The sequence below is a fragment of the Halomonas sp. AOP12-B1-6 genome (genome assembly GCF_052379225.1).
Taxonomy (GTDB): Bacteria; Pseudomonadota; Gammaproteobacteria; order Pseudomonadales; family Halomonadaceae; genus Vreelandella; species Vreelandella casei.
Genome location: NZ_JBQSYK010000001.1, coordinates 352,464 through 366,126 on the forward strand (window position 1 = coordinate 352,464; position 13,663 = coordinate 366,126).

Below are 13,663 nucleotides of genomic sequence, written 5' to 3' on the forward strand. Positions count from 1 at the left end.
GGTCTCTCAATCCACTTCAAGCGATCGATTTCATTCATCAGGCATACACGGAGGCTTTGGCCGCGGCATCCAAACGCTGAGCGGTTTGATCCACTTGGCGCAACCAGACCAACAGCACCGCGCCAATTATCACAAAACCACCGGCCAGCCAAAGTCCAACGCTATAATGCCCTGAAGCCTCTGCCAGCATGCCAGTTAGCGCCGGCGCACAAATTTGTGCCGCGCCATAAGCCAGCGTCATCTGGCCCATTAAGCGTGCAGGGCTTGATGGATACAGCCTGCCTGCCATGGTCAACACAAGGCTGACACAGCCTAGGAAGGTACCGCCATAAAGCACGGCGCTCAGGAGTACGCCGGCTAGGCTTGATGTTATAGCGGGCAGCACGATGCCGACGGCTTGTATCAGCATCGCGACAATCAAAGCACCCAAATAGCCAATCCGCCGGGCGATCAAATCCCAAAGCATCACCGCCGGGGCTGCCGCCAAGCCCACCAGGGCAAACGCCCAGTTGCCCGCCCCCACCAGAAGCGGCTCGCGTTCCACAATCGTGACAATGAACGTGGCGCTGATGACATAGCCATAGCCTGCACAGAAATAGGCAGGCAACATTAAGCGCATAAACGTGCGCGAAGGGGGCATAACGGGGGTCGCACTTGCTTCGCTTGCACCAGGTAGCGATTTCACCGGGCGCGGTAGCCAACGCCATGCGGGTACTAACAGTATTGCACCTAGCAAACCAAAGCCCCACCACTGGGCCCGCCAGCCAAGTGACAGTGACAGCATGTATTCCACCGCTAAGGCGGCCACTACAATTCCCAGTCCCGCTCCGGCAAAATGAATGCCTAACTCGCCGCGCTGACGATGCTGAATCAACCAATGCAGAATCAGACCCGAAGCTAATAGCATCGAGCTACTGGTGGAAAGTCCTGATAGAAAGCGTAATCCTGCCCAGAGCCAAAAGTGGTCGGTCAAGGCCATACCCGCGGTGGTCAGCACGGCCAGCACCAGCCCAATCCGGTACAACGTATCCTTGGTATAAATACTGCGCACGGACGCTGCCAGCACGGCCCCGAGCATATAGCCTGCGTAGTTGATCGCCGCTAGCCAGCCACCATCAGCATCCCCCATCCAACTCTGCTGCTGCATCACCGGCAATAAAGGCGTATAGGCAAAGCGCGCTATTCCCATGCACAATATCTGGCTACAAACGCCTGCCAGCAGCACTTTAAAGCGCCGGGAACTTAGCGTTACTACAGTCATCGAACGGCTCCTGAAACAACGTTACTATTGTTGTCTTAATTAGCATGCATTCATTCATAAACATATATTCATAAACATATATTCATAAACATAGTAAAGCGTACCGGGCAGCACGTCATGACGCCTAGCGGGCTGAGCACGAACCGGCGGCGTCACTTCGGTCGTTCACCTCGGCTTTTTCTACACGCCGGGCCGGAATCTGGCAGACTAGAGGCGATAAACACCCACCTTCATGAGTGAGCGAAAACGATGAGCGATACGGCAAAACCCTGGACGCAACCGATGCCCGAGGCGCAGTTTAAATTAATGCGCGATATTCTTGCCGCGCCAAGCCCAGTGGGCCTGGAAGCCGCAATGACGTACGGCGTACTCAAGCCCCATTTTGAAAGTTTTGCGCCTAAAGGCTGGCATCTGCATCAGTTCAAGGGCAATGCGGGCGTTGTTCTGGACACCCATCCTGATCGTGACGACATGTTTAAGGTCATGATTATCGGCCATGCAGATAAAATTCGCATGCAAGTACGCTCAATTGGTGAAGACGGCAAAATCTGGATCAATACCGATTCATTCCTGCCGACCGTATTAGTCGGCCATGAGGTAAAGCTATTTAGCGAAGACCCGGAAGCCCCCGGTAGCTATCGCAGCATTGAAGGCGGCACGGTTGAAGCACTTGGCGCCATTCACTTTTCAGACCCAAGCATGCGCACAGGCGACAAAGGGCTCAAAAAAGAGCAGATTTATCTAGATTTGCAGATTCACGGTGACAACAAAAAACAGCAAGTATTAAACCTCGGCGTACGTCCCGGCGATTCGATCATTTTCGACCGCCCCATTCGCCCCGGCTTTAGTCCCAATACCTTCTATGGTGCTTATTTAGATAACGGCCTTGGCTGTTTTGTGGCTGCCGAAGTGGCTCGTCTTATCGCCGAAGCAGGCGGCACAAAAAATATTCGCGTGCTATTTGCCATTGCCAGCTACGAGGAAATTGGCCGCTTTGGTAGCCGCGTCATGGCCGGTGAAATGAAGCCCGATGCGCTGATTGGCGTAGATGTTAATCACGACTATGTCGCGGCCCCAGGTATTGGTGACAAACGCATGCAGCCGCTAGAAATGGGTAAAGGCTTCACCATGGCAGTGGGTTCGATTGCCAGCGAACAGCTCAACCGCATTATTGCTACCGCGGCGAAAGAGCAGGATATACCCATGCAGCGCGACATTGTCGGCGTGGATACCGGCACCGATGGCATGGCAGGGGTATTGGCATCGATTGACAGCGCCGCTACCTCAATCGGCTTTCCGACTCGCAATATGCATACAATTTCAGAAACCGGCCATACCCAAGACGTGCTAGCCGCCATCTACGCGCTTACTCATACCCTGCAAGCACTGGACAAACTACCCAATCTTGAACGTGAATTCCTGGATAACCATCCGCGTTTAGATCAAGCAAGCCCGCTAACTCATCAGGGTAGTGATAAGCCTGCCAGTGAAGGTGATGAAAGCGCAGAGATTAAGCCTGCGTAAACAGCGCCCACGCTAAGTGCTTTTTTACATCCCTTGTAAATGGCCCGCTAGATAGCTTCTAGCGGGCCATGTTTGATTCAGCTCGCCTCCCTCCTTATCAATACGAAACCTTTCCCTCGCCCCTTCCACCACTACTAAAGTTGCATCCATACAACCAACGTTCAATAAACGAAAGTGGTAGGATCCCTCCCGTTAATTAGCTAGTACTTACACGTTATTGCTTATCAATGGAGTTAATAAATGGGAGTTTCATCGCAAGGATGGCGCCATTGGACGCCCCTGCTGGCCGGGCCGCTGCTGTGCATACTTGTACAGCTTCTCATGCCCGCCACTCTGATCGACCCTGCGCCGCGCCTGGTTCTTGGCCTAACCGCCTGGATGGCCGTGTGGTGGGTAACCGAACCCGTACCCATTCCAGTCACCTCGTTTTTACCCATGATTATTTTGCCGCTAAGCGGCGTAATGACACTAGATGACACCGTGGTCGGCTACGCAAACCCGGTTATTTATATGTATATGGGCGGTTTTATACTGGCCATTGCCATTGAGCGTTGGAACTTACATCGCCGCATTGCACTGAATATTGTTAGCCGTATCGGCAATAGCCTACGCAGCATTGTGCTTGGCGTGATGATCGCCTCAGCCTTTCTTTCCATGTGGATTTCAAATGCCGCCACGGCGCTGATGATGCTACCCATAGCCATTGCCCTGCTCGGAGAGCTGGATGAGCGTGACCAGTTCGATGGTAAGCAGCGCGATGCGTTTGCACGCGTGCTGCTACTCACTGTTGCTTACTCAGCTTCCATTGGTGGCTTGGCTACGATTATTGGCTCGGTGCCCAATGCCATAGTGGTGGCTATGATTCCGCAATTTTTTGACGGGGTTGAAATTAGCTTTTTAGATTGGATGATGTTTGCACTTCCTCTTACTCTTATCATGCTCGTCATCTTGTACGTCTATCTCACCCATATTTATGCCAAGGTGCCCAACACTCGCCTAGAAGTTAACTTCGTTGCCGAAGAGTTGAAAGCACTTGGCCCTATGGGGCCCGAGGAAAAGCGCGTACTGATAGTGTTTGTCACTACCGCACTCGCATGGGCGTTAAGGGGCTGGTTAGCACCCTTCTTTGATCTACCGCTAAACGATACATTAATTGCGGTTATTGCGGCGGTGACACTATTTATTATCCCAGCTCAAAGCGAAAAACGTAGCCTGTTAGTGTGGGATGACATGGCACGCCTGCCGTGGGGGCTGTTTATACTTTGGGGCGGCGGCATGACGCTCGCCGCCGCCTTCAGTGCGAGTGACTTAACGGGCTGGATCAGCCAGCAGCTGCAGCTCTTAGACGGCGTTAATTACTTTGTGCTAATTCTCTTTATGGTGCTGCTGATGCTGTTCCTAACCGAGATTATCTCTAACACCGCAACGGCCAATATGGCACTGCCTATTACGGCGGGAATGGCTGCCGCGATTACGACAGGTAATCCGCTGGGCCTAATGGTGGCCGTTGCTCTGGCAACTACCTGCGCTTTCATGATGCCTATTTCCACGCCACCTAACGCTGCCGTTTTCTCCAGCGGGCGAATCTCAATTAAGGAGATGGCAAAAGCAGGCTTTGCGATGAATATTGTTAGCGCCATTATCATCACGCTATTTGTTTACTTTATTATGCCATTACTGCTTCCTATGCCGTCTTAGCAAATAAAGTAGTTTAAGATTGCACGCAAAAAGAAGCCCCGGCCATTCCTTGGCTGGGGCTTTATTAAACCTTCCATGATGCTTCTTCACAAACGTCCTGTTCGTGCTTCCCTGAGTACTTAAAGCATTCCTAGCTTTGCCTTCCCTGTTACCACTTCCCTGTGCTTGAAGGGCACAATGCGCCTTATATCCATGGATTTATCTAACCTGTGATATGCAGTCGCAAATAAATAGCGTTTGAACGATTTAAAATTGAAACAAGCAACTTGCCAACTTTCCAAACAAAAACATACAATCATGCACGTTTCGCTACCCACAAGGATGACACACGTGACTCAATATACTTGGTGGTCTGCCGCCGTGATTGGTTTGGCTATTTCGCCGATTGCCTCGGCAGATAGCTGGGAAGGAAGTATTGGCGCTGGCGTGCTCTACGCGCCCGATTACTTAGGCAGCGACGACTACGATACAAAACTATGGCCATCGATAAATCTCACCTATGGCGAGACCTTCACCATCAATCCGCGCTCTGGCATTGAATGGCACGCTATTCGTGATGGCGGCTGGACCGTATCGCCCTTTATTGGCTACACCTTTGGGCGTGACAACAAAGGTGATATAAGCGCCTTCGAAGAAGTAGATGGCGGTGCAACGCTAGGGCTACGCGTTGGCTACGAGCAAAGAGAGTGGCTCTACAGCGTGGCGGCTAGCACGCCGGTAACCGGCGATGTGGATGGCGCAGAGTTTGAAGTAGCAGCGGCCTGGCGTACACCGCTTAGTGAGCGTTTATTTTTCTCTTTATCGCCAAGCGCTCATTACTCAAACGAAAAGTGGACAGAGTCAATGTTCGGCGTTTCAGCACGCGACAGCCTGCGTAGCGGGATTGCCCAATACAATCCTGACGGCGGATACTGGCGGCTAGGCGTAAGCAGCAGCCTGACTTACGCGCTAACGCCAGAATGGTCAGCAACAGGTTTCGTGGGGACAAGCTACCTAACGGGCAACGCATCGGACAGCCCTATCGTGGATGAGCTAGGCAGCGATTGGCAAACGGTGACCGGCGTATCCCTCAATTATAATTTTTAACAGGCCCACGCGACTCACGATGACAAAATATCGTTGAGTCGGCCTGTTTGAATACGTCTCGCTGAAAGGTAACAGATGGTCACTAGTACAGGAAGACAGCGGCTTGCCCCTTTATTTAGCCGCTTATCTGGCGTCGGGCTGGTGCTGGGCACACTACTGTTTGCCTTCTCGCTGACGCCCAGTTTGCTTCCTCGCCCACTGATGCCACAGGGCATCGTTTCCGGCCTGAGCTTTACCGCTGGCTACGCCCTCGGCGTCGCCAGCCATTGGGCATGGGCGTACCTGCATATTCCAGAACCTAACCTGCGCATAGAGCGAAAAATAAAGTGGGTCGCAGCGGCGATCTGCACGCTCGTCGCGGGAGTATTTTTATGGCAAGCGTCGGAGTGGCAAAATAGTATCCGCACATTGATGGGCATGGCGCCAGCAAGCGGCACTCGACCGTTTTCTATTGCGCTGATCGCGCTAGCCGTCTTTGTTTTCATGCTGCTGATAGCCTATCTATTCAAGCGTACCTTTCGGCTGCTATCACGCAAAATGGCCCACATTGTCCCCCGCCGTGTTTCCTATGTGCTCGGCACAATAGCCGCCGTGGCGCTCTTTTGGTCGGTGCTTGAGGGGGTCATTTATTCGCTTGCGTTACAAATAGCCGACCGCTCTTATCAGCAGGTGGACGAGCTAATTCAGGACGACCTTTCGCCCCCTGACAATCCAATGAGGCCCGGCAGTGCAGAATCCCTCATCAGTTGGGAAGCACTAGGCAGTCGAGGACGCCGCTTTGTGACGCAAGGCCCTAGCGGCGAGCAAATAGGCCGCTATCTCGATGAAGAAACGCCCGACCCCATACGCGTCTACGTTGGCTTAAATGCCGCTGAAACAGCGCAGGAACGCGCAGAGCTCGCCCTCGCAGAGCTCATTCGTGTGGATGGTTTCGAGCGCTCAGTGCTGGTTATTGCCACGCCTACAGGGCGCGGCTGGGTTGATCCGGCAGCGCAAGATACCGTGGAGTATCTGCACCGTGGCGATATTGCCACCGTTGCTGCCCAATACTCCTACTTACCCAGCCACCTCTCACTGATTGCTGAGGGCGAATACGGCGTCGAAAGTGCGCGAGCGCTGTTCACCACGGTTTATGATTATTGGACAACCTTGCCCCGCGATGAACGGCCGCGCTTATATCTATTTGGGCTGAGCCTAGGCGCGCTGAATTCAGATCTCTCGTTTGATCTTTACGACATTATTGAAGACCCGTTTCATGGCGCACTGTGGAGTGGCCCCCCTTTTCGTAGTGAAACCTGGCGCACCGTTACCAGTGATCGCGATACGGGCACACCCGCCTGGCTGCCAACGTTTCGAGGCGGCTCCGTGGTGCGCTTTATGAATCAACATCAAGGTCTGCAAAGCTCTGATACGCAGTGGGGTGACTTCCGTATTGCCTACTTACAGTATGCCAGCGATCCAATTACCTTTTTTGAACCCGCCGCCTTTTGGCGCGAACCTGATTGGATGCGCGAACCACGTGGCCCCGATGTTTCACCCGACCTACGCTGGTATCCTGTCGTCACTATGCTGCAGCTGCTAGCCGACCTTGCAACAGGTAGCTCACCGCCAAGCTTTGGTCACGAAATAGCCGCTGAAGACTACATTAGTGCGTGGGCGGCCCTTTCGGAGCCGCCCGGTTGGAACGAGAGCCAACTGACCCAGCTGCGCGAGTACTTTATCCAAGCACGCGAGATGGACCTCTAATCGTCCATCGCTCTAACCTATCAGAAGCCCTGCTAGACGGGGCACATATACCGCTGCCAGCAGTGAGAAACAGTGAGCATTGAGGCACGAGACTTTTATCGCAACGGGCCTAATCATCGTCGGGGCAAAGCAACTAACTTTGCCTTAATCCGGCGCCAGTTCGATTTCCGCTCCATTGAGATTGGCCGCTGGGTCACAAGCGCTGAGCGCGACCGTGCCTCCGAGCTGTTTCACGATGCCTTGTGCGATCTTATGTTGATTCTACAAGGCCCAGAAACACTGATTTCGCTGCGCGGCTCCATAGCCTTACAGTATGGCTGTGGCGGCCGGCCCGGGGTTGCTGCGCATTACGACCCCCACCAACGCAGCTTTGCACTCGCTAAAAATGCTGGCCCCGGCAGCATTGCTCACGAGTGGTTTCATGCTTTCGACCACTACATTGCCCAGAAATGTTTTCGCGGCGCGCCCGCCCACATGTTCGCCTCTACTGCCTGGTTAGCCGAAGCCACGCCAGTCCCTCACTCGCTTAATCAGCTGCTAATGCGCTGCTTCAAGGCGGTACTTTTGCAACCAGAAGGCGACCAGCCAAGCGAACTGTTTAAACGCTCGGTGCGCATGGACAAACAACTTGGCCAGCTCTATTACAGTAAGCCCGAGGAACTCTGTGCGCGTGCTTTTGAGGCTTTTATACAGGACGCAGCCATCACCAATCACTTCTTAGTCAAAGGCACAAAAGCCTCGCCGGACGCAGACAAAGGGCTTTATCCTCAGGGAGAACAGCGGGTTCGCATTAATACCGCATTCGGCGAATATTTTGGCAGGCTGGGCAACGCACTTAGCACTTAAAATGCGCCCTGAGAGTTAGCATAATGCGTGGTGATATATCGACGGAATGGTCTACGCTTATATCGTCCACCGAGGAGAATCATTATGTCTGAACAAGCGTGCGCATGCCCGAAATGTACTTGCTCTGTCGATAGCAAACCCGTTGAGAAAGAGGGAAAATTATACTGCTGCGAGTCCTGCGCCACCGGCCACGCCGATGGCTCGCAAGACTGTGGTCACGACTGCCAGTGCGGGAAATAATCCTTCCCCTTAATGTTTTCTGCTACTGTAGCAACGCTCGACAGTCCCGCTGCCGGGCGTTTTTGCAGCTCATGACTGCTAATATGGAAAAGCTGCTCAGCCCCTTTCGCCAGCGTGCGAAATAGTGCGATTGTGACTACGCTGTAGCAACGCTCACCACTCAAAGGAAGAGAATATGTCTACTACCACTATCGTCGTTATCGTTGTTGTTCTCGTTGCCGTACTAGGCGTTGGTTTCAGCGGTCGCTTACCGTTTTAATAGCGAGCCATAAAAAAGCCCGCTGAAAAATCAGCGGGCTTTTTAAATTCTGTGGCGGAGAGGGAGGGATTCGAACCCTCGAAGCCTTACGACTTACACACTTTCCAGGCGTGCTCCTTCGACCACTCGGACACCTCTCCACATTTTGGCTCTGCTCAAAGGATGAACCTTTCGCAACAGAACGGCGCACATACTATGGCCTAAGCTGCGAAATAGCAAGCCTTTTCAGGCTTTTCGCGCCTATCGGCTAGCGTTGCGGCAACACGGCGTAGCTGCCGCGGGCTTCCAGGCAGAGTGTTTCTCCACAGTAGAGCTGATGATTCAGTGCAATACGCCCTTTACCACGTTCGGCGAGCATATTGGCAAGCTGAGCGGGCCCCGCAGGTTCAAGCGGTGTGCATATTAAACGGTAGTTGCCCACAACCGGGGCAAGAAAGCGCTGACTAGCCTCTGCAACTACCACATCGCGTGCCAAGCCTTGCTCGCGCAGCCATAGCGTGACCCAACACCAGCCTTGCAGAGTGGTTTGCGCCGTCAGTGCGCCACCAAAGCCCGTGCCTTTATCGTTAAGGTTGGGCTCTAGCGCTAATTGCCAGGTGAGCGCATCACCTTCGCGCACCATTTCGCTAATGCCTAGCGTGCCCACCATAGGAATCGCCTCACCTAGCCACTGCTGAAAAGCAGCGAGACCTTCCTGCTGGCCATTGGGCAGCGGCAGACGTGGATGCGGCACGCCCGGTTTACGAGATAGCTTCATAGGTTCGCCTGCCTAATCCCAGCGTTCAACAAAGTCAGCAACGCTATGCTCCGCCACTGGCTTATGGCGACCGCCTAGCGCGCCTAAATAGATGAATGCGACAACCTCGTCATCTTCACTCAGGCTCAAGCCTTTACGTACCACCGAATCGAACGCGTACTTCCCACTGCGCCACATAGCGCCTAAGCCCTGTGCGTGGGCGGCCAGCAAGATACCGTGGGCAGCGCAGCCTGCGGAAATTACCTGCTCCATTTTGGGCACTTTATCGAGCTCTGGCGTAACCTTTGCGATAACGGCGATCACCATCGGCGCACGCAACGGCTTTTTACGCGCCGAATTCAGCGTATCGTCATCGGCATGCGGGTCTTCCTGGAACTCTGCTTCGGCAAATAGCTCGCCTAGACGCTCACGCCCCTCCCCACTGAATTCAATGAAGCGCCAAGGGCGCAGCTCTTTATGGTCGGGTGCGCGCAGTGCTGCCTGATAAATAATACTGAGCTGTTCGGCACTGGGCGCCGGCTCAGCCAGCTTGCCCATTGAGCTGCGTTCGTGAAGAAGCGTGAGTGCGTCCATTAATGACTCCAGTCCAGGTTCAATCGTATGTGACTACGGTAGCATCGTCATTTATAACACTGCCGTTTACTGCCTTGCCAGCCTCAGCGGCGTAGGCGGCATCAGTCCAGGTGTTGCGCGCCAAGGACTAATATCCAACCCGCCACGACGTACGTAGCGGGCAAGCACTAGCAGCTGGCTGGGCTGCGCATACGTCATTAGGTCGGTGAAGACATGTTCAACGCAATGCTCGTGAAAATCCTGATGCTGTCGAAACCCGATCAGATAGCGTAACAGCCCTTCGCGATCAATCTTTGGCCCTTTATAGCGAATCAACACGCTGCCCCAGTCCGGCTGGCCGGTAACGGGGCAGTTAGATTTGAGCAAGTGGGAATACAGCGTCTCTTCGACGACCTCATCGCTTACCGTTAAATGAGCGCTGCTAGGCGTGTAATCGCTTACTGCGATATCTAAGTCGTCCAAACATTCGCCCGGCAAGCACTGCACTGTAAGCTCAGGGGCATCCACATCAAATAACTCAACGCTCACCTCGGCACCCGCTGCGATAGCGAGGTCATTGGCAAGCGTTTGCATCACGTCTTCACGACTGTAGAAGCGAGTTTGATTAAAGCTATTGAGATAGAGCTTCCACGACTTAGACTCAATCAAATTGGGCGAGCTGGCGGGCAGGCGAAAACGTGCCACGGCCACCACGGGCTTGCCGCGGGAATTCAGCCAGGACACTTCAAACGCATGCCATTCGTCTTCACCCACAAACGGTAAAGCCCCCTCTTCAATCCCTAGCGGCACTCGGTTGGCCGCACGAACAATGGGATAAAGCAGCGCCGCGTCATACTTTTCGGGGTAAGTGGAATCGCGCCCTAGCGGCGCGTGTTCTAAGGTATCTGGGCGATGTGTCATTATCTGTCACTCTCTGCTTAATGCCGTCATGCAATGCAATTAACTACGAATGCCTTTACCGCGCTCCAGCATCACCAGCGCAACGCTGAATAGCACGATAATAAAGGCCAAAATCGCAGCGAGCGCCCAGCCAACGGGAATATCCGAGACGCCTAAGAATCCATAACGAAACACGTTAACCATGTACAAGATAGGATTGAGCATGGAAACGCTCTGCCAGAAGTCTGGCAACATCGAAATAGAGTAAAAGACACCGCCCAAGTAAGTCAGCGGCGTCAGTATGAAGGTCGGTACAATGGAAATATCGTCAAACTTGTTGGCCAGCAAGGCGTTGATAAAACCGCCAATGGAAAACAGTGCAGACGTAAGCACAACCACTAATATCGTGAGCAGCGGATGCTCCATGGTTAAGCGGGTAAAGAACAGCGAAACCACGGTCACAATGACCCCCACACCGAGGCCACGGGCCATACCGCCTAAAATAAAGCCGGACAAAATCACCCAGTTAGGCATCGGCGACACCATCATTTCTTCAATCGAACGCTGAAATTTGTTCGAAAAGAAACTCGATGCCACGTTGGAATAGCTGTTGGTAATCACGGACATCATGATCAACCCTGGAACAATAAAGTCCATGTAGCTGAAGCCGTCCATGTCGCCAATTCGCGAGCCGATTAGATTGCCAAAAATAATGAAATACATCGCCATCGTGATAGAGGGCGGCAGCAGCGTTTGCGGCCAAATGCGCGTAAAACGCTTAATTTCTTTCAGCACCAAGGTCCATAGAGCAATCAATGTTTGGCTTGCATTCATAAGCGAGACTCCCTGTTTTCGGCATCAGAACTCTCACCGCTAGAAGCGTCAGCACGCTGATCTATCGCCCCCTGGTTGCTGCCTTTTACCATTGACACGAACATCTCCTCTAAGCGATTAGCCCGGTTACGCATAGACACCACCTGCACACCCTGCTCACTTAGCGCATTGAATACATCATTCAAACGCTGGCCGCGATGCACCAACAGTGAAAGCTGGGTGGGCTCTAGCTGATGAAGTTCAAAGCCCTCAACATGCGGTGTCTCTGCGACCGGCTCAGCTAAATCAATGAGGAAGGTCTCTGTATCAAGCTCAGCCAGCAGCTGACGCACGCTGGTATTACGCACAATGTCGCCATCATTGATAATAGCGACATTGCGACACAGGCTCTCAGCCTCTTCCAGATAGTGCGTTGTCAGGATGATCGTCGTGCCTTCATCCTGGTTAATGCGCCGCATGTATTCCCACATACTGCGCCGCAGCTCGATATCGACACCGGCAGTGGGCTCATCCAAAATCAGCAGCCGGGGGCGATGCATTAGCGCCCGGGCAATCATTAGCCGTCGCTTCATCCCACCTGAGAGCATGCGTGCGTTGCCGTCGCGCTTCTCCCAAAGGCCCAAATCTGTAAGAAGCTGCTGGGCACGTGGCAATGCCTCGCGAGTGCTCATGCCGTAATAGCCTGCCTGAGCCAGTACGATATCGAGCACCTTCTCAAACTGATTAAAGTTGAACTCTTGGGGCACAACGCCTAGCTGATACTTGGCTTTGGCAAAATCTTTATCAATATCGATGCCAAAGATAGAAACGCTGCCCGCCGTTTTTTGCACCAGTGAGCAAACCACACCAAGAGTAGTGGATTTTCCGGCCCCATTGGGACCCAAAAGCGCAAAAAAATCGCCCTGCTGGACGTCGAGATCAATACCTTTAAGCGCTTGAAAGCCGTTGGCGTACACCTTGGTAAGGCCACGGATCGACAATGCCGGTTCGGCCATGAAAATGTCCTGTCAGCAAATATAAGAAGATAAAGTAAATGATTAGGGCGCAAACTAATTTTTCAAGGCGAGAGACCACTCACCAAGCGCCAGACACACAAAAAATGACGCTCAGCAGATAGCTGATGCATCATAGAAATAGGGGAAAATAACACTAAATGCGCTTGGAGCGGGAAAGGAGATTCGAACTCCCGACCCTCGCCTTGGCAAGGCGATGCTCTACCACTGAGCTATTCCCGCAACGCAAAAAACTGCATATAAGCGCAAGATGGCGTCCCATAGGGGGTTCGAACCCCTGTTACCGCCGTGAAAGGGCGGTGTCCTAGGCCACTAGACGAATGGGACACTGTATGCACTTCAAAAACTTGGAGCGGGAAAGGAGATTCGAACTCCCGACCCTCGCCTTGGCAAGGCGATGCTCTACCACTGAGCTATTCCCGCTTAATAGAATTCTTGCTACCGGAGATGGCGTCCCATAGGGGGTTCGAACCCCTGTTACCGCCGTGAAAGGGCGGTGTCCTAGACCACTAGACGAATGGGACACTGTAAGCACTACAAATGCTTGGAGCGGGAAAGGAGATTCGAACTCCCGACCCTCGCCTTGGCAAGGCGATGCTCTACCACTGAGCTATTCCCGCATTCCGATAAACCTTACGACGTAAATGGCGTCCCATAGGGGGTTCGAACCCCTGTTACCGCCGTGAAAGGGCGGTGTCCTAGACCACTAGACGAATGGGACGTTTCATTACCTCGTTGAGGTGGCGCGTATATTACTCAGACCTTACTTAGCTGTCAAGCATTCTACCGTAGCAGCACCCGTGTATAACGCACTTACTGGGGGATAGTGCACTTGACGGCGCCGCAAGCCTGTCACATTGATATTCAGCCTGCCGCTGGCAGAGCGCGGCATAATCGCCCATGCTGAAACTCAAGGTGACTAAGCGCTGTCACTAGGTTAGAAAGCT

Annotated in this window: 12 protein-coding genes and 7 tRNA genes; 6 read left to right on the forward strand and 13 right to left on the reverse strand. The window is 53.2% G+C overall.

The features are described 5' to 3' along the window. Nucleotides 1–37 precede the first annotated feature (37 nt). Entirely contained in the window at nt 38–1,261 is a 1,224-nt protein-coding gene (locus ACT3TR_RS01575; protein WP_444624677.1) for a YbfB/YjiJ family MFS transporter, read from the reverse strand. A 249-nt stretch (nt 1,262–1,510) separates the two neighbouring features. On the opposite strand from ACT3TR_RS01575, the gene ACT3TR_RS01580 reads away from it, so the two are divergent. The 6 genes from ACT3TR_RS01580 to ACT3TR_RS01605 all read left to right on the forward strand — a co-directional run bounded on the left by ACT3TR_RS01580 (nt 1,511) and on the right by ACT3TR_RS01605 (nt 8,401). Next, the gene (locus tag ACT3TR_RS01580; RefSeq protein ID WP_444624676.1) at nt 1,511–2,785 is read left to right on the forward strand and encodes a M20/M25/M40 family metallo-hydrolase; all 1,275 of its coding nucleotides are present in this window, start codon (nt 1,511–1,513) and stop codon (nt 2,783–2,785) included. Between the two features lie 240 nt (nt 2,786–3,025). Continuing rightward, nucleotides 3,026–4,483 (forward strand): SLC13 family permease, encoded by a 1,458-nt coding sequence (locus tag ACT3TR_RS01585; RefSeq protein ID WP_444624675.1) that lies wholly within the window; start codon nt 3,026–3,028, stop codon nt 4,481–4,483. A gap of 330 nt (nt 4,484–4,813) precedes the next feature. Further along, nucleotides 4,814–5,569, forward strand: a complete 756-nt coding sequence (locus ACT3TR_RS01590; protein ID WP_441686850.1) for a MipA/OmpV family protein — start codon at nt 4,814–4,816, stop codon at nt 5,567–5,569. Nucleotides 5,570–5,644: 75 nt separating this feature from the next. After that, complete coding sequence (locus tag ACT3TR_RS01595) at nt 5,645–7,315, forward strand: alpha/beta hydrolase (RefSeq protein WP_444624674.1); 1,671 nt, start codon at nt 5,645–5,647, stop codon at nt 7,313–7,315. Between the two features lie 72 nt (nt 7,316–7,387). After that, complete coding sequence (locus tag ACT3TR_RS01600) at nt 7,388–8,161, forward strand: CLCA_X family protein (RefSeq protein WP_444624673.1); 774 nt, start codon at nt 7,388–7,390, stop codon at nt 8,159–8,161. Between the two features lie 84 nt (nt 8,162–8,245). Continuing rightward, nucleotides 8,246–8,401 carry a metallothionein gene (locus tag ACT3TR_RS01605; protein WP_441686847.1) on the forward strand — a complete coding sequence of 52 codons (156 nt, stop codon included), beginning with the start codon at nt 8,246–8,248 and terminating at the stop codon, nt 8,399–8,401. A gap of 311 nt (nt 8,402–8,712) precedes the next feature. On the opposite strand, the gene ACT3TR_RS01610 is transcribed toward ACT3TR_RS01605, so the two are convergent. The 12 genes from ACT3TR_RS01610 to ACT3TR_RS01665 form a co-directional block, all read right to left on the reverse strand. Then, nucleotides 8,713–8,800, reverse strand: a tRNA-Ser gene (locus ACT3TR_RS01610). A gap of 107 nt (nt 8,801–8,907) precedes the next feature. Then, nucleotides 8,908–9,417, reverse strand: a complete 510-nt coding sequence (locus tag ACT3TR_RS01615; RefSeq protein WP_444624672.1) for a YiiD C-terminal domain-containing protein — start codon at nt 9,415–9,417, stop codon at nt 8,908–8,910. Between the two features lie 12 nt (nt 9,418–9,429). After that, the gene (locus tag ACT3TR_RS01620; RefSeq protein ID WP_193062213.1) at nt 9,430–9,990 is read right to left on the reverse strand and encodes a nitroreductase family protein; all 561 of its coding nucleotides are present in this window, start codon (nt 9,988–9,990) and stop codon (nt 9,430–9,432) included. A 66-nt stretch (nt 9,991–10,056) separates the two neighbouring features. Continuing rightward, complete coding sequence (gene queF / locus ACT3TR_RS01625; protein WP_441686886.1) at nt 10,057–10,890, reverse strand: NADPH-dependent 7-cyano-7-deazaguanine reductase QueF; 834 nt, start codon at nt 10,888–10,890, stop codon at nt 10,057–10,059. A 39-nt stretch (nt 10,891–10,929) separates the two neighbouring features. Then, on the reverse strand, nt 10,930–11,703 hold the full coding sequence (locus ACT3TR_RS01630; RefSeq protein ID WP_441686887.1) for an ABC transporter permease: 774 nt from the start codon (nt 11,701–11,703) through the stop codon (nt 10,930–10,932). Further along, the gene (locus ACT3TR_RS01635; RefSeq protein WP_444624671.1) at nt 11,700–12,698 is read right to left on the reverse strand and encodes an ABC transporter ATP-binding protein; all 999 of its coding nucleotides are present in this window, start codon (nt 12,696–12,698) and stop codon (nt 11,700–11,702) included. Before ACT3TR_RS01635 ends, ACT3TR_RS01630 begins: the two co-directional genes overlap by 4 nt. Nucleotides 12,699–12,863: 165 nt before the next feature. Next, nucleotides 12,864–12,938: transfer RNA gene (locus ACT3TR_RS01640), tRNA-Gly, on the reverse strand. 29 nt (nt 12,939–12,967) lie between these two features. Then, nucleotides 12,968–13,043: transfer RNA gene (locus ACT3TR_RS01645), tRNA-Glu, on the reverse strand. 21 nt (nt 13,044–13,064) lie between these two features. Next, nucleotides 13,065–13,139: transfer RNA gene (locus ACT3TR_RS01650), tRNA-Gly, on the reverse strand. A 25-nt stretch (nt 13,140–13,164) separates the two neighbouring features. Continuing rightward, nucleotides 13,165–13,240: transfer RNA gene (locus ACT3TR_RS01655), tRNA-Glu, on the reverse strand. A 21-nt stretch (nt 13,241–13,261) separates the two neighbouring features. Then, nucleotides 13,262–13,336, reverse strand: a tRNA-Gly gene (locus tag ACT3TR_RS01660). A gap of 25 nt (nt 13,337–13,361) precedes the next feature. After that, nucleotides 13,362–13,437: transfer RNA gene (locus ACT3TR_RS01665), tRNA-Glu, on the reverse strand. Between the last annotated feature and the right edge of the window lie 226 nt (nt 13,438–13,663).